The organism is Citrobacter sp. A316 (genome assembly GCF_002042945.1).
GTDB lineage: Bacteria > Pseudomonadota > Gammaproteobacteria > Enterobacterales > Enterobacteriaceae > Citrobacter > Citrobacter portucalensis.
In genome coordinates this window covers 377,022-395,581 of sequence record NZ_MVFZ01000001.1, presented here as the reverse complement: position 1 = coordinate 395,581, position 18,560 = coordinate 377,022, and the positions used below count along the sequence as shown (strand labels likewise).

Sequence of the window (18,560 nt, the reverse complement as noted above, 5' to 3'; positions counted from 1 at the left end):
TTCAGGAGGGGTTATGAAAACCATCAAGGGGCCTGGCATTTTTCTGGCGCAATTTATCGGGGATCGCCCGCCATTTAACACCCTGGAAGGCGTGGCAAAATGGGCGGCGGAGCTGGGCTATAAGGCATTACAAATCCCGTGTAATCACAAGTCGCTGTTTGATGTCGAACAAGCTGCTGTAAGTCAGGCCTATTGTGATGATATTCGCGGGATGCTGGCCGGATATGGGTTAGTGATTAGCGAATTATCTACCCATCTTGAAGGTCAACTGGTTGCCGTCCATCCGGCTTACGATGATGCTTTTGACGGATTTGCTCCGCCGTCTGTACGCGCTAATCCGCAGGCCAGACAGGCGTGGGCCATCGAAACCTTACACCAGGCCGCTGCGGCTTCACAAAGGCTGGGGCTGACGGCACATGCCACGTTTTCAGGTTCGCTCGCCTGGCCTTTCTTTTATCCGTGGCCACCGCATAATCGTCAGCGCTTTGAAGAGGCTTTTCTGGAGCTGGCGCACCGCTGGAGGCCGATTCTCGATCGCTTTGATCATCATGGGGTGGATGTTTGCTTTGAGATCCATCCCGGCGAAGATCTGCACGATGGCGTGACGTTCGAGCGTTTTCTTGCGCTGGTTGATAATCATCCTCGCTGCAACATTCTCTATGACCCGAGCCATCTGTTATTGCAGCAGATGGATTATCTTGGATTTATAGATGTCTACCACTCGCGTATTAAAGCGTTCCACGTCAAGGATGCTGAGTACCACGCCAGTAGCCGCAGTGGTGTCTATGGCGGTTATCAGCCGTGGCTCGATCGCGCCGGGCGTTTCCGTTCCCTGGGGGACGGGCAGGTCGATTTCAAAACGATCTTCAGCAAGCTCACACAATATGATTTCCCTGGCTGGGCGGTGCTGGAATGGGAGTGTTGCCTGAAAGATGCGCAAACCGGGGCGCATGAAGGGAGTGATTTTATACGCCGCCATATTATTCCGGTTTCTGCACGCGCATTTGATGATTTCGCCGCTGGCGATGAGGTACGCAAATGATACAGGTTGGCATTATTGGCAGCGGATTTATTGGGCCTGCACATATTGAGGCGTTGCGTCGACTCGGTGGTGTGAACGTGGTGGCGCTCTGTGATAGCTCGCTGGCGGTTGCCCAGGAACGCGCAGAGGCTCTTCATATTTCTCATGCGTACGGCAGCGTTGAAGCGCTGCTGGCGCATCCTGGACTGCAGGTAGTGCATAACTGTACGCCGAATCATTTGCATGCCGACATCAATCGGCAGATCTTACGCGCGGGCCTGCACGTGTTTTCAGAAAAGCCGCTGTGTATGACGCCGGATGAGGCTCGTGAACTGGAAACGCTGGCACAGCAGGCTGGAGTGGTGCACGGCGTAAGCTTTGTCTATCGCCAGTTTGCAATGGTTCAGCAGGCGGCCAGTATGGTCAGAAGCGGCAGCGTGGGCAGCCTGTTTGCCGTACAGGGGAGCTATCTGCAGGACTGGATGCTGCTGGAGACTGACTACAACTGGCGGGTCGATGCCGCACAGGGCGGCGATTCGCGGGCGGTAGCGGATATCGGTTCGCACTGGTGTGATACGGTGCAATTCGTGACTGGAAAACGTATTGTCGAGGTGATGGCCGATTTGGCTATCGTCTGGCCGGTACGTAAAGCCAGCATTGCCAGTAACGCCACGTTTGGCCAGCAAAAGGCTGATGTGCAATTTGAGGAGAAAGCGGTTACGACGGAAGATCGTGGATCGGTGCTGGTACGTTTTGATGATGGCAGCAAAGGCTGCTTTAGCGTTTCGCAGGTGAGTGCAGGGCGCAAGAATCACCTGAGCTTTGAAATTAACGGTAGCCAGTGTTCACTGCACTGGGATCAGGAAACGCCACAACAGCTTTGGGTTGGGCACCGTCAGCAGGCGAACCAGATCCTGACGGACGACCCTGGATTGATGAATGCGGATGTTGCTGCCAGTGCACACTTTCCGGGCGGGCATATTGAGGGCTGGCCGGATGCGTTCAAGAATATGATGCAGCAGTTTTATCAGGCGGTGTTGGCAGGCAAAATGCCCGCGACGGCGGAGCGTCGATTTGCGTCATTTTCTGATGGCGCGGATGTGATGTATATCATTGATGCAATTATAAAAAGCCACCAGCAGCAGCGTTGGATATCAGTACAGCGCTAAACACGCATCCGGTTCGCCAGTCGGCGATTTTATGGTAGCCTCAACGCAAAGCGTAAACCGCAGGATGTGTCGTCGTTATGTCTATTCAAAAAATCGCCCAGCTTGCCGGTGTGTCGGTGGCGACGGTATCGCGAGTGCTGAATCACAGTGATACCGTCAAAGCCAAAAATCGCGAGCGCGTGCTACAGGCTATTAAAGAAAGCAATTATCAGCCCAACCTGCTGGCGCGTCAGCTGCGTACGGCACGTAGTTCGATGATTCTGGTGATGGTTTCCAACATTGCCAACCCTTTTTGTGCAGAGGTTGTTAAAGGCATTGAAGAGGAGGCGGAGAAGAATGGCTATCGCATTTTGCTGTGTAATTCCGGCTCGGATACAGCCCGCTCAAAATCGGCGCTGAAGCTGCTGTCGGGGAAAATTGTTGATGGCATTATCACCATGGATGCATTCTCAAAATTACCGGAACTGACTACGCTGATTGGCGATGCGCCCTGGGTTCAGTGCGCGGAATATGCTGACAAAGGCGCGGTTTCCTGCGTGGGGATTAACGATGTTGATGCCGCACAGTCGGTAATATCTCACCTGGTGGATAAGGGCTACCGACGAATTGCCTTAATCAATCATGACCTGAGTTATAAATATGCCCGTTTGCGTGAACGCGGCTATAAAGCGGCGTTACATGCGCTGTCGCTTGAATATCAGGCCGTGGAATACGCCAGTGAATTAAGTTCCAGCGCAGGAATTGCGGCGATGAAAACATTGCTTGCCGCAGAGGTGAAACCCGATGCGGTGTTTGCCGTATCGGACACGCTAGCCGCTGGTGCGATGCGCGCTATTTTCGATGCCGGATTACAGATCCCGCGAGATATCGCCGTCGTTGGATTCGACGGTACGGAGCTGGCGGAAATGGTTTCTCCACAGCTTTCGACCATTGAGCAGCCCTCACGGGATATAGGCCGCAAAGCGGTAGGATTGCTGCTGAATAAAATAGAAAATCCTGACGCGCAGACGGAGAGGGTGATGATGGACTGGCGCTATATTTCACGCGCCAGTACCTGAGCGTTATCGCTGAAACGCGCCTGACAGCGCACGAATATCATTTCCGGTTGGCGACTGATGAATGCGCAAGCCAAACTCTTCGATCACGGCAAATATATGGTCGAAGATATCAGCCTGAATACTTTCATATTCCAGCCAGACCACCGTATTGGTAAAGGCATAAATTTCGATCGGTAAACCATGATCGTCTGGCGCAAGCTGACGCACCATTAATGTCATATCTTTGCGAATACGCGGATGATGACGCAAATATTCGTTCAGATAAGCGCGGAAGGTGCCAATATTGGTCATCTGGCGGTGATTCAATACCGATTCAGGCGCATCTAACTGCTGATTCCACTCGTCTATTTCCTGGTGACGTGTGGTTAAATACGGTTTCAGCAGGTGAGCTTTATGCAGTCGCTGACGCTCATCCTCATCAAGAAAATGGATGCTGGTGGCATCAATGCTGATGCTGCGTTTAATTCTCCGACCGCCTGAAGCCGACATTCCGCTCCAGTTTTTAAAAGAGTCTGATACCAGTGACCAGGTGGGGATCGTGGTGATAGTGTTATCCCAGTTGCGCACTTTGACGGTGGTTAAGCCAATATCGATAACAGCACCATCTGCGCCGTATTTCGGCATCTCCAGCCAGTCGCCAAGCTTTAACATATCGTTGGCGGAGAGCTGTATTCCGGCCACCAGACCGAGAATCGGGTCTTTAAATACCAGCATTAGCACGGCGGCCATTGCACCCAAGCCGCTTATCAATATTGCCGGTGACTGGCCAATCAGCAGGGAAATCATCAATATTCCGACGAGAATTGCGCTGATTAGCTTGATGCCCTGGAATATGCCTTTTAGCGGCAGTTGCGATGCAGCAGGGAGCTTTTGCGACAGATTGAGAATAACATCCAGCAGGGAAAACAGGGACAGCAGGGCGTACATCATTATCCACAGCTGTGCGCAGGTCACTAATATTTCTGCGGCTTCGCTGCCTTTCTGTAGCCAGAGTGCGGCCTGTATATTGACAATGATACCCTGCAGGGTGAATGCCAGCCGGTGAAATAACTTGTTCTGCGTGATGATTTGTAGCCACAGGCGGGAGCTGGCGTTGGCGCGCTTTTCAAATGCGCGTAGTACCACCCAGTGCAAAATAACGTGAACAATAATGGCGGTGATAAAAATAATGCCAAAAATCATCACCAGCGAGGTGGTGTGATTTATTTCAATGCCGAGTTCTTCTACCTGAGATATCAATTCCTGCATAACGTCTCCTTAATAAACAGCGGTCTATGATGACCGCTGTGCGGAGCTTATGCAAATGCGGTGGATTAGACTTCTGTCAGCGTCGTTTCCAGCGGCAGACGAGATTTCGGCAGCGCGGCGTTGAAATCTTCTACGCTGTGATGACCCACCGGAACCACCACTACGCTGGTGAAACCTTTTTCTTTCAGGCCAAATTCTGCATCCATGACCGCTGAATCAAAGCCTTCGATCGGCACAGCATCCAGGCCCATCGCCGCAACGCCCAGCAGGAAGTTACCGACGTTCAGGTATACCTGTTTTGCCATCCAGTGGTTGTCATCTTTCAGTTCTTTGCGATGCATGTCGGCAAAGAAGGTGCGGCCTTTATGGTTTGCGGCTTTAGCTTCAGGCGTGGCGAAACGACCATCGCTCTCTTCTTGATCCACCACGCGTTCCAGCCACGCATCGTCCATCGCCGTTTTGGCGCAGAACACCACGACGTGGGAAGCATCCAGCATTTTACGTTCGTTGAATACAAAACCGCCGGCTGCGGATTTAGCCACACGCGCCTTACCTTCGTCAGTGCTGGCGACAATAAAGTGCCACGGCTGAGAGTTGGTGCTGGACGGACTAAACTGCAGCAGCGTTTTTAATTTTTCGGCCTGCTCAGCGGTCAGTTTTTTATTCGGATCGAATGCCTTAGTGGAGTAACGTTTTAAGGCGACAGAAACAATATCCATAACTACTCCTGGTGATTTTCCATACCCTGCGGGTGCGTTTTGTTTCAGCAGGGTACAGGGTTAGCAGGAAAAAGATAAGACAGGAAAATGCAAAAACACTTATCGGGGTTAGCGATAAATCAACCTGGACGCAGGCGTTTTTGATCCCGCTTCGGCAAGCCGTCGACGACGCGGTGCCAGGAATCATTCACCAGCTCTGCCAGTAATGACTCGGTAATGTCGTCGCCTGGATAGACCGAAATCCAGTGCTTTTTATTCATGTGATAGCCGGGCTTAATGCTGGGGTAGATCTGCTGGTTTAACAGTGATTTTTGCGGATCGGATTTCAGGTTAATAAGCGGACATCCGCGAAGCTCCGTGACCAGCATAAAAATTTTACCGCCAACCTTGAAGACATCGTATTCCGGGCCGAATGGCCAGCAGTGTTCGGTAAAAGGCAGTTCAAGCGCAAGACGTTTCGCACAGGCAGGTAGAGTCTGGCCGTCCATTATTGTTCCTCGCGGGTCAGTGCGCGCCACATGGCTTCAAACCCCATCGAAATATAGTCATTTGCGCGGGCAACGTCGCGGGCGGCGAACTCCATAGTGGTCTCTGCCAGAGAAAGAAACAGCGCGTCACCAAAGGCGCGATATTCGTCAGACATAAACTCGGGTCGTACGGAACGATGACAAAGATCGCGTAGTTCCGGGAACATATCGTCAGCCTGTTGTTCGGTTTCTTTGCTTATTTTCTCGCTGACCGCCAACTGACGAATTGTGCGATGCCCGCAGGTATGGTTCAGGCCCCAGCTAATGTAGCTGTTCCAGATGTAGTGAGTCATGGTTTTGGCATCGGTCACTGAGCGATCCAGATTTGCCATCATCGACTGACAAAGGTCTTGCTTCAAAAAGAGGTAAAGCTCGTTGATTAAATCATCTTTGGTTGCGAAATAGCGAAACAACGTTCCCTCCGCAACCCCTGCATTGCGGGCTATCACGGCGGTAGACGCCGCAATACCTGATTGTGCAAATGCTGTGGTTGCAGCTTCCAGTAATGCCAGTTTTTTGTCTTCACTCTTCGGACGAGCCACTACACTTTACCCTTAAGTCTGTAAAAAACATGATTGAATCACGGCCTCTGCTGCGCCGCAACGGCGAATGTCAAAGATTGAAAATCATCTTGACGGAGAACTTTCGATTTCTATAATGAGTGCTTACTCACTCATAATCAAGAGTCAGTCGCGCAAACCAGCGGAAAGGGGGCGCGTTTAAGGTCAGGATATGAAGCGTCTCACAGTTTGTGTGGTTGTTATTATGCTTATTGCTGCAGCTGCAAGTTTACCGTTTGTATTTAATGCCGGGTTTGGTCAGGCACCGCAAGGGGCACAACTGAGTCAGGTTGAACAGTCACCGCACTATCGTGATGGACAGTTTCATAACCAGGTGCCGACACCGGGCTATACCGGCAACAAAGGTATGCTGGCGGCCTGGTGGGAGTTTTTGGTCGCAAAGCGTGAAAATGCACGGCCAGCACAACCGTTACCTATGGTGGCGACCGATCTCGCCGGGCTTGCGCCGCAGCAGGATACCCTGGTCTGGCTGGGCCACTCTTCGTGGTATTTACAGCTGGCGGGTCAACGTATCCTGATTGATCCGGTGTTCAGCAATTATGCCGCACCGTTCTCGTTCCTGAACAAAGCCTTTGCCGGTGATTATCCATGGACTGCGCAGACGATGCCGGAGATCGATCTGCTCATCATCTCGCATGATCACTATGACCATCTGGATCTCGCCACTATCAAGGCGCTAATGCCAAAAATTAAGCGCGTGATTACGCCGCTTGGCGTCGGGTCACATCTGCGTTACTGGGGAATGCGCAGCGAGATAATCGAAGAGCGGGACTGGAATCAGTCCGTCAGAGTGACGGATTCGCTGATCGTTCATGTGCTGCCTGCCCGTCATTTCTCTGGACGCGGTATCAAGCGCAACCAAACGCTATGGGCGAGCTTCATGTTCGAAACGCCGGAGCAGAACGTTTATTACAGCGGCGATTCCGGCTATGGACCGCATTTTAAAGCCATCGGTGAGCAGTTTGGCTCGGTTGACCTGGCGATTATGGAGAACGGTCAGTATGACCAGGACTGGAAGTTTATTCACATGATGCCGGAAGAGACGGCACAGGCTGCGGCAGATCTGCATGCGAAAGCCGTGTTGCCAGGGCATGCCGGCCGTTTTGTTCTGGCGAAACATACCTGGGATGATCCTTACAAACGACTGGCGCTTGCCAGCCGTCATCAGGATTACCGACTGCTGACACCAATGCTGGGTGAACCGGTAATACTGTCCGAACCGGACCAACCGTTTACGGCCTGGTGGCAACAGGTGACTCAATGAATACAGGGGAGAGCATGATGACGATTTCTGCTCAGGTAATTGATACGATTGTTGAATGGATTGATGATAATTTGAATCAACCATTGCGCATTGATGATATTGCACGCCATGCGGGATATTCAAAATGGCACCTGCAGCGTCTTTTTATGCAGTACAAAGGCGAAAGTCTCGGGCGTTACATCCGCGAACGTAAGCTGCTGCTGGCGGCGCGCGATCTACGCGATACCGACCAGAAAGTGTACGACATCTGTTTAAAATACGGATTCGATTCGCAGCAGACCTTTACGCGTATTTTCACCCGTACGTTCAGCCAGCCGCCGGGCGCTTATCGCAAAGAAAATCATAGCCGAACGCATTAACAGCAGAGGGTTCTCGCGGGCCTAATCCGCCAGCGAGAACCAGCGCCGCCAGATGAAGCGCAGCACCAAATATTCAATCACGCCCAGCAGTAAAAACCACAGACAAAACAGCAAAGTATAAAACTGATTGAGATCCATCAGATGAAAAATGGCGACGAGTTTTTGCGCCAGCACCAGGCCAAGCGAGGGGGCGGGCAGCAGCAGGCAAGACAAAAAAGCCAGTAGCAGGATCCCTGCGACGGTCATCAGTGATTCAAGCGGGTGTTTCATGACATTGTTAAACTTGAGTTAAAAAGCCATTGTCCGGGATCTCTGCGGGCAACGCAAATTCCCCGCTTACCACCCTGCCCAAATCTCACAATGTTTTTTCACCAGGCCACTCAGTGATCCACCTTCGGCGACAAAGTCACGCATATTTTGTGCTTCATCATGGCCATTTTTAACCTGCAGATGTATAGCTTCAATCGCGCTGATTGCGCCTACTTTATCTGCAGAGGTAGCGATATTCTCCAGTAGTCGCAATGTGTCTTCTGACAGGCGGCAGCCGTCACCGGTATTGACGTCGGTGACGATTCCCGCCATACCAAAGCGACAGGCCTGAAAGCGATTGAATTTATATAACAGGTAATCACGCTCCTGGTGTTTGAACGGACGTTTGGTGAGTAACCAGTGGGCGGTAGCCTGAATAAGCCCTGCCATATTGACCGCATGATCAAGGGTCAGCGGCGTATCCATTACCCGAACCTCTACCGTGCCAAAGTGCGGGCTGGGGCGGATATCCCAGTGTAAATCTTTAATGCTATCAATCATGCTGGTGTAAGCCAGTCGACGAAATAACCCCTCGAATTCCTGCCAGTTATTCACCCACGGCATCGGACCATTATCGGGAAATCCGGAGAAAATATTCAGCCGCGCGCAGGCAAACCGCGTGTCGGACGTCTGCATATAAGGTGAAGCGGCCGAGAGCGCAATAAAATGGGGAACAAATCGCGACAGGCCGTGCAGCAGGTAAATGGCATCATCGCCGTTTGCGCAGCCGATATGCACATGCTGGCCAAACACCGTCGCCTGCTGAATAAGATAGCCAAAATTTTCCAGGTTGCGCCGATAGCGTTCGTCATCGCAGACTTCCTGACGTTGCCATTTTTGAAACGGGTGAGTCCCTCCGCCACAAATGGCGAGGTGATGCTCTGTAGCAACTCGCGTAATTATCTGCTGCATGGCGGATAATTCAGCACTCGCCTGGTCGATATTGCGACAAACCCCGGTCGCCATCTCCAGCATACTTTCCGTGATATCGTGCTTCACTTCTCCGGCTGTAAGCAGCGGCTTTACGGCGTCAATCAGCCGGGAAGAATCCTGGCTCAGGTCGTAACCCGGAGGATTGACCACCTGCATTTCCAGTTCAATGCCTAACGTAAAAGAGTCGGAAACATGAAAATCGGGTAGTGGCATAGGGTTCTCTTCAGCGTTGATTTTTAATCAGTATAGAAGGGCTGTTGATTTCTGTTCGTCGTCAAAATCACCCAGGCGACGCTTTGAAGGTGTAATGGGCGGTGTTATAACTATTTTTTACTTCGCAACTGGGGTTGAATCGTGCCGGAAATAAATCTTTATGGGCAGACCGTCGGCGATGTTGTGCCGGACTGGAATGGCGCTGCCGTACTGCCACGGGAAACGCTTATAGGGCAATATTGTCGACTGGTTCCCCTGGATGCCGACAGCCATGCCGCCGATCTGTTTGATGCCTACGCGCAGGCGCCAGACGATCGCGACTGGACCTGGCTTGCAAGCTCTCGCCCCACAAGCGTTGAGGCCGCAGCTTGTTGGGTACAGGGAAAATCCACGGATGCATCTCTGGTTCCCTATGCCGTCATTGAACAGCGTTCAGGCCGAGCCGTCGGACTGGTGTGCTTTATGGCGATTGAACGGGAGCACGGTTCGGTCGAAATTGGTCATGTGACCTGGTCACCGCGTATGAAAAATACGGTTCTCGGCACCGAATGCATCTGGCTGCTGCTGCGCCAGGCGTTTGCGTTGGGCTATCGTCGCGTGGAGTGGAAATGCGATTCCCTGAACACCGCTTCCCGTCGGGCAGCGGAACGCCTTGGGTTTATCTTCGAAGGACGTTTTCGCCAGAAGATTGTGCGCAAGGGGCGTAATCGTGACAGCGACTGGTTATCAATGATTGATAGCGAATGGCCCCAGTGTGACGCCGTTTTACAGCGCTGGCTGGCCGCGGAGAACTTTGATGAACACGGGCGGCAACGCCGGTCGATGGCAGAGTGCTTTTCCTGTGAGACTGCCAACGCTGAGACTGTGCAGATGCAACAGCAAGGTTATCAACAGCGCTGGCAACAGGAAAACGGCTCGCTGACGCAAACTCCGCCCGCGCTTCTGGCTGATTTTCTCGCTGCGCAACCTTGCAATCCCAACCCTTGCTACGACACGCTCAGCTCAAGAGCAGGGTTAGCAGCGCTGACAAAAGCAAATGTGTCCACCTCAGAACCGATGGCGGCGATTATTAATGCTGACGTGGATACCGGAGAGCGTCGCATCCCGGTACGGATTTATCGCCCGGCACTGACTGGAGAGCCGAAGGTGGTGGTGTTTATCCATGGCGGTGGGCATCTGAGTGGTTCGGTGGAGGTGTATGACCCGGTTGCCCGCCATCTGGCGATGGCGACAGGAAATATCGTTGTTTCGGTTGATTATCGACGTGCGCCAGAAAACCCGTATCCGGCTGGTCTTTCCGATGCTAAAGCCGTAATAGAAAACATCTGGTCGCTGCTCGATAGTCAGCATATTCCTTACGCTCGCCAGCTCACGCTTATTGGCGACAGCGGTGGCGGTGCATTTAGCGCGACGCTGGCGGCCTACTTTTCCCGCGAACAGCCAGGATTTATTCATCGCCTGGTGCTGATTTATCCGAGCCTGGACTACACGCTGAACTGGCCGTCGGTGCAGGAGAACGGCACAGGAAAGCTACTGGATGAAAGCAAAATACGTTGGTATTTTCAGCAGTATTTCCGTAATGGAGAAGATCGCAAACAGACGTCTCCGCTTTATCTGCCGCTGAACCAGGATTTTCCATCCACTCTGGTCTTCAGTGGTGGGTTGGATCCGTTGCGGGATGAAGATTTTGCTTTTGTTGCCAGACTGCAAACTGCGGGGATACCCGTTCAGCATGTTCACTTTCCTGGGATGACACACGCTTATCTGATGCTGGAAGATAAAGTCCCGCAGGAGGCGCAGGCCACCTATCTGGCGATTGGTGACTTTGTACGTGATTAGCGCCCGCACTCAGTCGTAGCTGCGGGTGAATTTATCATGATTGCTGACTCGCTAAGGTGTTTGCCAGCGCGTACGCTCAACGGCGCTTTGCCACTCGTGCCAGCGTTTTTGCAATCGACCGTGACGCTCTGCGTTTGGCTGAAATGATATGTGGTCGGGCAAAAAATGGCGTAGCTGAGCGGTTTCTGTACCGAGCAGCGCCTTGCGTGCCAGCAGTCCGGCGCCAATGGCTGAAAGCTCGGGAATGTCGCTGCGCATCACCGGGCAACCCAGCAGATCGGACTGGTACTGCATCAGCCAATCATTTTTTGTCGGCCCGCCATCAACCATCAGCGCGCTGAGGCTGAAACCGCTGTGCTGGTGCATCGCTTGCACCACATCGGCAATTTGATAGGTAATAGACTCCAGCGCGGCGCGCACCAGATGCGCGCGTTTCACGCCGCGGCTGAGGCCATGAATTAACCCCCGTGCGCTTTCATCCCACCAGGGCGCGCCCAGCCCGGTAAGTGCCGGAACAAAATAGACGCCCAGCGTCGAGTCGACCGTGGCGGGCAGAGTATTGAGCTCATGTAACAGTTGCTCCTCCGGCAGTTCGCTTAAGCCGGTACTGTCGGCCATCCAGGCCACGGCATCGCCGGTATGGGGAATATTGCCTTCCAGACCATAGACCCGGGTATCGCCATCATGCCAGGCAATCGTTGTTGCCAACGCATTCACCGCAGACTGCGTTGAAGATACCGGTGCCATCACCGATGAGCCGGTGCCATAGGTCGCTTTAACACAACCTTCAGCACCTAACCCGTGGGCAAAGAGCGCAGCATGAGAATCGCCAATCATCGCCAGAATGGGGATCCCATCGGGGATGGTTGCCAGACCTTTCGTCACGCCAAAATGATGGCTGGAAGGGCAAACTTCTGGCAGCGCCTGTAGTGGGAGACCAAACAGCGCCAGCATCTCGCTATCCCATTGGCCGCTGTGCAGATTGAGCAACTGCGTGCGCGAAGCGTTGGAGGCGTCACAACGAAACGCCGCACCGCTGGTCAGATTCCACAGTAACCAGCTATCGATAGTGCCGAGGCAAATTTCGCCTTGCTGCGCGAGCGCTGTTCCGTTGGGGACGGACTCCAGCAGCCAGCGCATTTTAGAGGCGGAAAAGAGTGGGGCGACGGGCAATCCGGTGGTGGATTTTATTTTCTCCTCATGACCTTGCTCGCGCAACGTCCGGCAAAAATCAGCCGTGCGCGAGCATTGCCAGGTGATGGCGGGGCCGAGCGGACGCCCGCTAGCGCGATACCAGCCGATTGCCGTCTCCCGCTGATTACTGATCGCCAGCGCCGCCACACGCTGCGTACCTACGGCGGCAACTGCTTGCGCCATTACAGCCAGAGAGGCCTCCAGCAGCGCGTCGCCGGACTGTTCAACCCAGCCTTCGCGAGGCGTGTGGATCGCCAGCGCGCGGGAGAACTTCGCGACCACATTTCCCCGACCGTCCAGCGCAACGGCTTTGGCATTGGTGGTGCCTTCATCAAGCGCAATAATAATGTCTTTCGTTGCTGACATCGTTTTCTCCAGCCCCTCTGTTTCCCTGAGTATTAGCGATGGAACAACGTATCCACCCCGAGATAGCGGGTGAAGGCTTCATGCAGCACCTCGGCGCTGGCGGAATGGTTCATTGCCACGTGATGTTCAAAGCCGTTACGACAGATCCACGCCAGTAAACTCTCCAGACGCGGCACCTGAATTACAGCACGACAGCCAACCGTATCCAGCGGGTCGTCTACCGATTGGCCTTCACCGACGTACGCTTTGATTTCACCGGTTAAATCGTCGGTGCTCAGGCGGAAATAGGTCAGCGTGCCGCTTTTCATGCGTCCATGTACTGCACCGCAGGTGTTCTCTTTCCCAACGGTGGTACCGATGATATCTGCTGTGCCCATTTTGGGGTTTTCCAGACTGGCTGATGCAAAGTTACCGCAGTGAAAAAGCACACATTTATCACGCTCGTCGCCGAAATTGTTATTCCAGTCGGCAATAGAAGCCGGGCTTAAGTTGCTGCTGGCGAGGGCGTACATTGACAGCGCGCCCATCACATCCACTTCGCAGGCGCTGGGCATTAACTGCCCGGACATCACGCTCATAATTGAGCATACGTTGATGCCTAAATTTTCCTGAAGCGAAGTCCAGCACTGGATCGCTGTGGTATCTATATCGTTAGCGATGACCCATTCGCTGATGACGACAAACAGTTTTGCCATTGTGACGAGTTTGTCGGCGGGAATGGCGCTGGCATCGGCGTTATCCAGCAGCAGACGACGTTTTTCATCCACGCGGATATCGTCATCGCGCAGACATTTGATGCGGGTAAAGACTTCAGACAGATCCAACGTTTCAACGGCGATACCCAGTCTTTCGAGTAATTTTTCGCTGTAGCGAACGGTATTGAATCCAGCCGGACGAGCACCGATAGCGCCGACGCGTACGCCACGCATGCTGCTGACAACACGGCAAATTTGTTCGAAACGTTTCAGATCCTGGGCAAAAACCTCACCGGCCAGATCGCAGACGTGCTGGGTGGTGAGCGTAAATGGAATACCGTACTGACGCAGGTTATTGCACAGGGAGATTTTGCCACAGAAGCTGTCACGGCGAGTGGCAAGCCCCATTTTATCAAGGTTATCTTCCTGCGCCTGAACCAGTACCGGAACATTCAGGCCAGACAGGCGCAGCGTTTCCGCTATTGCTTTTTCGTCACCAAAGTTCGGCAACAGCACGACCACGCCGTGAATGTCGTCGCGGTGAGCGCGGAAAAGTTCGGCGCACACTTTCGCATCCTGGCGGGTTTCTACCCCGCCGAGTTCTGTTTGCGTATCGTCGAGCATAATGGTTTTAATGCCCAGTCGCGCAAAGAGCACGCTGGCCTGTTCGCGGGCTTCAGCAACCAGATAGCTTGGGAAAAATCCCCGATTACCAATAATCACCGCCATGGTCAGCTGTTGAGGAATTCGTGACATCGCTTTCTCCAGTAAGTGTTCTGTTGTTATTGTTTTATCGTGTGGCGCTGCAACAGCGCGGCGGCGTTTTTCACGACACCGGCGGCGTCAATTTCATGGCGGGCACGCGTTGCCGTGCGATCGGCCGCAATGGCATATTGACCATCGCCAATGCCGAGTCGGCGCAGCGGAATGGCACAGCCAGCTTCTGCCAGTACTTCCGCCACCAGGCTTCCCACGCCGCCATTAATGTTATGCTCTTCCACACTGACCACGGCCTTGCAGTGGGCTAATGCCGCCAACAGCTGTTGGGTATTGCAGGGACGAATTGACGGTACACTGATTACGCTAGCATCAATACCCGCCTGTTCCAGCACTGTGGCAGCCTCGACAATTTCATGGACGGTTGAGCCCATCGCTACCAGCGCGACATCTTTTCCTTTCCGCAGAATATCGATATTACCCGGGGTGAACTGGTAATTTTCTTCGTGCAGTTCCGATAAGGCTTTTCCGTCGAGGCGAACATAAACCGGGCCGACGTGGCTTAAGGCATAGTCGATAATCTGCCGGCATTCCACCGGGCAGGACGGGGCGTAAATTTCAATATTGCCAAAACCGCGCAGAACGGAAATGTCATCAATACTGTGATGCGTGCTGGCAAGGGGGCCGTAACTGGCACCCGCGTTCAGGCCAATCAGCTTCACGTTGGTGTTGTTGTAGCAAATGTCGACTTTGATTTGCTCATTGGCCCGTGAAATCAGGAACGGAGCGGCGTTACAGGTGACGGCGATTTTGCCCCCTAATGCCAGACCGGCGGCGGCCCCGACCAGCGTCTGTTCGGCGATACCCACGTTGACCAGACGACCGGGAAACTCCTTCATAAACGGGGCGATTTTCGCCGTAGACGTTGAGTCAGCAACGACGGGTACAACGTCCATTCCGCGCTCGACCGCGGCAATTAAGGTATTCACCATCACGGTGGCGAGGTGTTCACTATTACGCATCTTTCAGTTCCTCCAGCGCCAGTTCAACTTCTTCCCCTTTTGGCACGCGGTGGTGCCATTCCGGGCGGCCTTGAATAAAGGAGATCCCGGCCCCTTTGGTGGTGTGGGCAATGACGACGTGTGGTTTACCTTCTGGGGTTAACGCTTCCAGCGTGCGCACCACATCACTCATATCATTACCGCGGCACTCTGAGACCTGCATACCGAAGGCGCGCCATTTCTCATCCAGCGGATCGGTATTCATGATCTCTTTGGTTGCGCCGGCAAGTTGGAGGTTATTTTTGTCGTTGATGATAATCAGGTTATCCAGCTTATAGTGGGCGGCGACCAGTGCGGCTTCCCAGTTGCTTCCTTCTGCCAGTTCACCATCACCGGTAACGACAAACACCCGGCGCTTGCTGTTGTTACGTTTGGCGGCCAGCGCAATGCCCACGGCGACCGGCAGACCGTGACCGAGCGCTCCGGTATTCAGTTCGATCCCAGGCGTTTTGTGTTTCACCGGATGACCCGGCAGGTGTGAATCTGCGTGCTGATAGGTCGCCAGCCAGTCCACGGGAATAAAACCAGCCTCAGCCAGCACGCAGTAGTAACCGCCCACTGCATGACCTTTCGACTGGATGTAGATGTCGCGCTCATCGCTTGCTATAAGCTCTGGTGAGCAATTCAGGATGCGAAAATAGAGTGCTGTCAGCAGTTCGACCTGCGACAGGTCAGCGCCGGTATGCCCTCCCGCCGGGCTTTCTGCATTCAACACGATAATGCGACGACGTACCGCACGTGCTTTCTTGACTAGCTCTGGTATTGAGAGCGAAAACGGATTCATAAGACACCTCTTGAATGTTTAATCCTTGGTGAATAAATATTCCATGTGAGTGCAGTAGTGCAACTGTCTCGCTATCCACTGCGTAATATGCAGCTAAAACAGTCTGTCGTTATTGGTTAGAATAAATATTCACTACTGATTTATTATTCATGATTAAAGATATGCCTTGTCTGAAGGTTTGTCTACGCTTTAAGGCAGCAAATTTTGGCGAAAAGAGAAAAAGATCACACTAACGCGATAACCGGAAAGACGCAGATGACTTGTTATCTATTCAGGTATGAATAAAAATAACAGGTAGTTTACCAGGGGGAATGCTATGTCAAAGCAGGATGAACAGCGGTTGCTGGTTAAGATTGCCACACTTTACTACGCCGAAAATAAAAAACAGTCTGAAATCGCCACGCTGCTGCATTTGTCGCAGTCCTTTGTCTCCCGTGCCTTGACGCGTTGTCAGAAAGAAGGGCTGGTGAAAATCACCGTCGTACAACCGACCAATATCTTTGTCGAGCTGGAAAAAGCCATTGAAGAGCGGTTTGGTCTTCGCCAGGCGATTGTCGTGGATGTTGGCGACAACCCCAGCAGTACGCAAATTAAGCATGCTATTGGCAGTGCGGCGGCGCATTACGTTGAAACTCGTCTGCGCGCCGAAGATCTGGTCGGTATTTCCTCCTGGAGTAGCACTATTCGCTGCATGGTTGATGAAATGCACCCGCAAAATATCCGGGCGGCAGGTGTGATCCAACTACTGGGCGGCGTGGGGCCAAACGGCAATGTGCAGGCCACGATTTTGACGCAACAGCTGGCGGCACACCTCGGCTGCCCGGCCTGGCTGTTGCCTTCGCAAAGTATTGAGCATTCGGTGGAAGAACGTTCTCGACTGGTTAACAGCCCGGACGTGGCAGCGGTCGTCGAAAAATTTGCTGAAGTGGATGTGGCGATTGTCGGCATCGGAGAGCTGGAACCTTCTCAATTGCTGAAAAACTCGGGTAACTATTACAACGAAGAGATGCTGCGACTGCTGGCCGAACGCGGCGCAGTCGGAGATATCTGTCTGCATTATTACGACGCGGCAGGCAATCCGGTACTCAGCCATGAGGAAGACCCGGTTATCGGTATGGAGCTGGCGCAGATCCGCGACTGCAACCATGTGATAGCGCTGGCGGGCGGGGTAGAAAAACAGAATGCGATCCGTGGCGCGCTGCAGGGGAATTATATCGACGTACTGATCACCGACTACCCGACAGCGCGCAATCTGGTTAAAGGGTGACGCCGCGGTGAGTTAAGTTATCGCCAGCCCCTGGGGCTGGCTGTCGTCATCAGAGTTTTGTTAAGCGTAGTGCAATCCATGGCTTAGCCGGTAGATCCTGCTTGTCACTCTGTTGATAACCCTCCGCAACTGGCGTAATTTCAGGGCTACTGACTTTCCATCGCCGCCTTTTGCGCAACCACGGCGGCTTTTTGCTGCATCCGGTTTTGCATCTGGTCGATAATGACCGCGACAATAATCACGATGCCCTTAATCACCATTTGCCAGAATTCGCTGACGCCCATCATCACCAGACCATCGGCCAGGAAACCGATAACGAAAGCGCCAATCAACGTGCCTAAGATGGTGCCACGACCGCCGGCAAGCGACGTACCACCAAGTACAACGGCGGCAATGGCGTTCATCTCAAATGCTGTACCGTTGGCCGGATGACTGGCTGAAAGTTGTGCCGAAACAACTATTCCGGCAATTGCAGCGCACAGTCCGGACAGGGTGTACACCCAGATTTTTACCTGCCTCACTTTTACGCCGGACAGTTCAGCAGCGCGTTCGTTATCGCCGATCGCATACACGTGACGGCCAAAGGGCAGACGGCGAGCAACGTAAGCAATAACCAGCGCCAGCACAATCATCATCCAGATGGCCCACGGAATACCAAACAGTGTTCCTGCGCCAATTTCATCAAAACCGGTGTTACCCAACTGTGGATTACCGGAAAGTCCGGGGAACGTTTGTCCGTCAGAGGTCAGCATCGCCGCACCGCGCAACACGTACATGGTGCCCAGTGTACAAATAAAAGGTGCGACGTTATAGCGCGTAATAATCCAGCCATTTGCTGCGCCAATCAATCCGCCAATCAGCAGTACGACAGGTACAATCACCCAGACGCTGGGGAAGATAGCGATGCCAAACATGGGCAATACAATGCCTTTGGTGATCAACCATCCGGCAATCATGCCGCATAGCCCAAGCGTAGCGCCAATCGAGAGATCAATGCCGGCAGTAATAATGACAAAGGTGATTCCCAGCGCCAGAAACGCGTTAATGGCGATGTGCTTGATCATAATGACCATGCTGCCGCCAGAGAGGAATCCGGGGACGGTGAAGGCAAAAAATCCGACAATCAGAAACAGCGCAATAAAGGTACGTAATTTCAGTATCAGCAGCAGGATATTTTCCCGCGAGAAGGTGACGCCGGCTCGCGGTGCGACGACGGCAGATTGTAGTGTTTTCATA

18 protein-coding genes and 1 pseudogene are annotated in these 18,560 nt (G+C 53.1%); 8 read left to right on the top strand and 11 right to left on the bottom strand.

Features of this window, described 5'->3' with window-relative positions:
• Positions 1–13: 13 nt before the first annotated feature.
• From BZK41_RS01925 to BZK41_RS01915, 3 genes are all read left to right on the top strand, one after another.
• Positions 14–1,042 carry a sugar phosphate isomerase/epimerase family protein gene (locus tag BZK41_RS01925; protein WP_079936985.1) on the top strand — a complete coding sequence of 343 codons (1,029 nt, stop codon included), beginning with the start codon at positions 14–16 and terminating at the stop codon, positions 1,040–1,042.
• Positions 1,039–2,190 (top strand): Gfo/Idh/MocA family oxidoreductase, encoded by a 1,152-nt coding sequence (locus BZK41_RS01920; protein ID WP_079936984.1) that lies wholly within the window; start codon positions 1,039–1,041, stop codon positions 2,188–2,190. Before BZK41_RS01925 ends, BZK41_RS01920 begins: the two co-directional genes overlap by 4 nt.
• A 77-nt stretch (positions 2,191–2,267) precedes the next feature.
• A complete protein-coding gene (locus BZK41_RS01915) occupies positions 2,268–3,248 on the top strand; it encodes a LacI family DNA-binding transcriptional regulator (RefSeq protein WP_079936983.1) in 981 nt (326 codons plus the stop codon).
• A 3-nt stretch (positions 3,249–3,251) separates the two neighbouring features.
• Here BZK41_RS01915 and BZK41_RS01910 read toward each other — a convergent pair whose 3' ends face one another.
• The 4 genes from BZK41_RS01910 to BZK41_RS01895 all read right to left on the bottom strand — a co-directional run bounded on the left by BZK41_RS01910 (position 3,252) and on the right by BZK41_RS01895 (position 6,284).
• On the bottom strand, positions 3,252–4,496 hold the full coding sequence (locus BZK41_RS01910) for a mechanosensitive ion channel family protein (protein ID WP_079936982.1): 1,245 nt from the start codon (positions 4,494–4,496) through the stop codon (positions 3,252–3,254).
• Positions 4,497–4,561: 65 nt separating this feature from the next.
• Complete coding sequence (gene nfsB / locus BZK41_RS01905) at positions 4,562–5,215, bottom strand: oxygen-insensitive NAD(P)H nitroreductase (RefSeq protein ID WP_003831162.1); 654 nt, start codon at positions 5,213–5,215, stop codon at positions 4,562–4,564.
• 119 nt (positions 5,216–5,334) lie between these two features.
• Complete coding sequence (locus BZK41_RS01900) at positions 5,335–5,703, bottom strand: MmcQ/YjbR family DNA-binding protein (RefSeq protein WP_079936981.1); 369 nt, start codon at positions 5,701–5,703, stop codon at positions 5,335–5,337.
• Positions 5,703–6,284 carry a TetR/AcrR family transcriptional regulator gene (locus tag BZK41_RS01895; RefSeq protein ID WP_079936980.1) on the bottom strand — a complete coding sequence of 194 codons (582 nt, stop codon included), beginning with the start codon at positions 6,282–6,284 and terminating at the stop codon, positions 5,703–5,705. The genes BZK41_RS01900 and BZK41_RS01895 overlap by 1 nt, the downstream gene beginning before the upstream one ends.
• A gap of 190 nt (positions 6,285–6,474) precedes the next feature.
• On the opposite strand from BZK41_RS01895, the gene BZK41_RS01890 reads away from it, so the two are divergent.
• Both BZK41_RS01890 and BZK41_RS01885 read left to right on the top strand, forming a co-directional pair.
• On the top strand, positions 6,475–7,587 hold the full coding sequence (locus tag BZK41_RS01890; protein WP_079936979.1) for an MBL fold metallo-hydrolase: 1,113 nt from the start codon (positions 6,475–6,477) through the stop codon (positions 7,585–7,587).
• A gap of 17 nt (positions 7,588–7,604) precedes the next feature.
• A complete protein-coding gene (locus BZK41_RS01885) occupies positions 7,605–7,946 on the top strand; it encodes a RamA family antibiotic efflux transcriptional regulator (protein ID WP_003021996.1) in 342 nt (113 codons plus the stop codon).
• Between the two features lie 21 nt (positions 7,947–7,967).
• Here the strand turns inward: BZK41_RS01885 and BZK41_RS01880 are convergent, their stop codons facing one another.
• Entirely contained in the window at positions 7,968–8,216 is a 249-nt protein-coding gene (locus tag BZK41_RS01880) for a DUF1158 domain-containing protein (RefSeq protein WP_008784044.1), read from the bottom strand.
• Positions 8,217–8,282: 66 nt separating this feature from the next.
• Positions 8,283–9,401, bottom strand: coding sequence for a YbdK family carboxylate-amine ligase (locus BZK41_RS01875; RefSeq protein ID WP_079936978.1), 1,119 nt, complete (start codon positions 9,399–9,401; stop codon positions 8,283–8,285).
• A gap of 141 nt (positions 9,402–9,542) precedes the next feature.
• On the opposite strand from BZK41_RS01875, the pseudogene BZK41_RS27455 reads away from it, so the two are divergent.
• Both BZK41_RS27455 and BZK41_RS27450 read left to right on the top strand, forming a co-directional pair.
• Positions 9,543–10,247 (top strand): annotated as a pseudogene (locus BZK41_RS27455) (GNAT family protein); the annotation flags it as partial.
• On the top strand, positions 10,224–11,240 hold the full coding sequence (locus BZK41_RS27450; protein WP_366557225.1) for an alpha/beta hydrolase: 1,017 nt from the start codon (positions 10,224–10,226) through the stop codon (positions 11,238–11,240). The pseudogene BZK41_RS27455 and the gene BZK41_RS27450, both read left to right, overlap by 24 nt.
• Before the next feature lie 51 nt (positions 11,241–11,291).
• Here the strand turns inward: BZK41_RS27450 and BZK41_RS01865 are convergent, their stop codons facing one another.
• Genes BZK41_RS01865 through BZK41_RS01850 form a run of 4 tightly spaced genes read right to left on the bottom strand, consistent with a single transcriptional unit; the run spans position 11,292 to position 16,057 of the window.
• On the bottom strand, positions 11,292–12,800 hold the full coding sequence (locus tag BZK41_RS01865; RefSeq protein WP_079936976.1) for an FGGY-family carbohydrate kinase: 1,509 nt from the start codon (positions 12,798–12,800) through the stop codon (positions 11,292–11,294).
• Between the two features lie 32 nt (positions 12,801–12,832).
• A complete protein-coding gene (locus BZK41_RS01860; protein WP_079936975.1) occupies positions 12,833–14,251 on the bottom strand; it encodes an L-fucose/L-arabinose isomerase family protein in 1,419 nt (472 codons plus the stop codon).
• A 26-nt stretch (positions 14,252–14,277) separates the two neighbouring features.
• A complete protein-coding gene (locus BZK41_RS01855) occupies positions 14,278–15,234 on the bottom strand; it encodes a transketolase C-terminal domain-containing protein (protein ID WP_079936974.1) in 957 nt (318 codons plus the stop codon).
• Positions 15,227–16,057 carry a transketolase gene (locus tag BZK41_RS01850; RefSeq protein ID WP_079936973.1) on the bottom strand — a complete coding sequence of 277 codons (831 nt, stop codon included), beginning with the start codon at positions 16,055–16,057 and terminating at the stop codon, positions 15,227–15,229. The genes BZK41_RS01855 and BZK41_RS01850 overlap by 8 nt, the downstream gene beginning before the upstream one ends.
• A 316-nt stretch (positions 16,058–16,373) precedes the next feature.
• Here BZK41_RS01850 and BZK41_RS01845 point away from each other — a divergent pair, with 316 nt between their 5' ends.
• Positions 16,374–17,324, top strand: a complete 951-nt coding sequence (locus tag BZK41_RS01845; RefSeq protein WP_048214728.1) for a sugar-binding transcriptional regulator — start codon at positions 16,374–16,376, stop codon at positions 17,322–17,324.
• Positions 17,325–17,470: 146 nt separating this feature from the next.
• Here the strand turns inward: BZK41_RS01845 and BZK41_RS01840 are convergent, their stop codons facing one another.
• Positions 17,471–18,559, bottom strand: a complete 1,089-nt coding sequence (locus tag BZK41_RS01840) for an ABC transporter permease (protein WP_048214725.1) — start codon at positions 18,557–18,559, stop codon at positions 17,471–17,473.
• Between the last annotated feature and the right edge of the window lies 1 nt (position 18,560).

Bases quoted from the DNA above. Each gene is read 5' to 3' on its own strand.
- BZK41_RS01845 (WP_048214728.1), top strand. From the start codon at position 16,374: ATGTCAAAGCAGGATGAACAGCGGTTGCTGGTTAAGATTGCCACACTT.
- BZK41_RS01920 (WP_079936984.1), top strand. From the start codon at position 1,039: ATGATACAGGTTGGCATTATTGGCAGCGGATTTATTGGGCCTGCACAT.
- BZK41_RS01880 (WP_008784044.1), bottom strand. From the start codon at position 8,216: ATGAAACACCCGCTTGAATCACTGATGACCGTCGCAGGGATCCTGCTA.
- BZK41_RS01900 (WP_079936981.1), bottom strand. From the start codon at position 5,703: ATGGACGGCCAGACTCTACCTGCCTGTGCGAAACGTCTTGCGCTTGAA.
- nfsB (WP_003831162.1), bottom strand. From the start codon at position 5,215: ATGGATATTGTTTCTGTCGCCTTAAAACGTTACTCCACTAAGGCATTC.
- BZK41_RS01860 (WP_079936975.1), bottom strand. From the start codon at position 14,251: ATGTCACGAATTCCTCAACAGCTGACCATGGCGGTGATTATTGGTAAT.
- BZK41_RS01925 (WP_079936985.1), top strand. From the start codon at position 14: ATGAAAACCATCAAGGGGCCTGGCATTTTTCTGGCGCAATTTATCGGG.
- BZK41_RS01875 (WP_079936978.1), bottom strand. From the start codon at position 9,401: ATGCCACTACCCGATTTTCATGTTTCCGACTCTTTTACGTTAGGCATT.
- BZK41_RS01910 (WP_079936982.1), bottom strand. From the start codon at position 4,496: ATGCAGGAATTGATATCTCAGGTAGAAGAACTCGGCATTGAAATAAAT.
- BZK41_RS01855 (WP_079936974.1), bottom strand. From the start codon at position 15,234: ATGCGTAATAGTGAACACCTCGCCACCGTGATGGTGAATACCTTAATT.
- BZK41_RS01840 (WP_048214725.1), bottom strand. From the start codon at position 18,559: ATGAAAACACTACAATCTGCCGTCGTCGCACCGCGAGCCGGCGTCACC.
- BZK41_RS01865 (WP_079936976.1), bottom strand. From the start codon at position 12,800: ATGTCAGCAACGAAAGACATTATTATTGCGCTTGATGAAGGCACCACC.
- BZK41_RS01890 (WP_079936979.1), top strand. From the start codon at position 6,475: ATGAAGCGTCTCACAGTTTGTGTGGTTGTTATTATGCTTATTGCTGCA.
- BZK41_RS01885 (WP_003021996.1), top strand. From the start codon at position 7,605: ATGACGATTTCTGCTCAGGTAATTGATACGATTGTTGAATGGATTGAT.
- BZK41_RS01850 (WP_079936973.1), bottom strand. From the start codon at position 16,057: ATGAATCCGTTTTCGCTCTCAATACCAGAGCTAGTCAAGAAAGCACGT.
- BZK41_RS27450 (WP_366557225.1), top strand. From the start codon at position 10,224: ATGGCAGAGTGCTTTTCCTGTGAGACTGCCAACGCTGAGACTGTGCAG.
- BZK41_RS01915 (WP_079936983.1), top strand. From the start codon at position 2,268: ATGTCTATTCAAAAAATCGCCCAGCTTGCCGGTGTGTCGGTGGCGACG.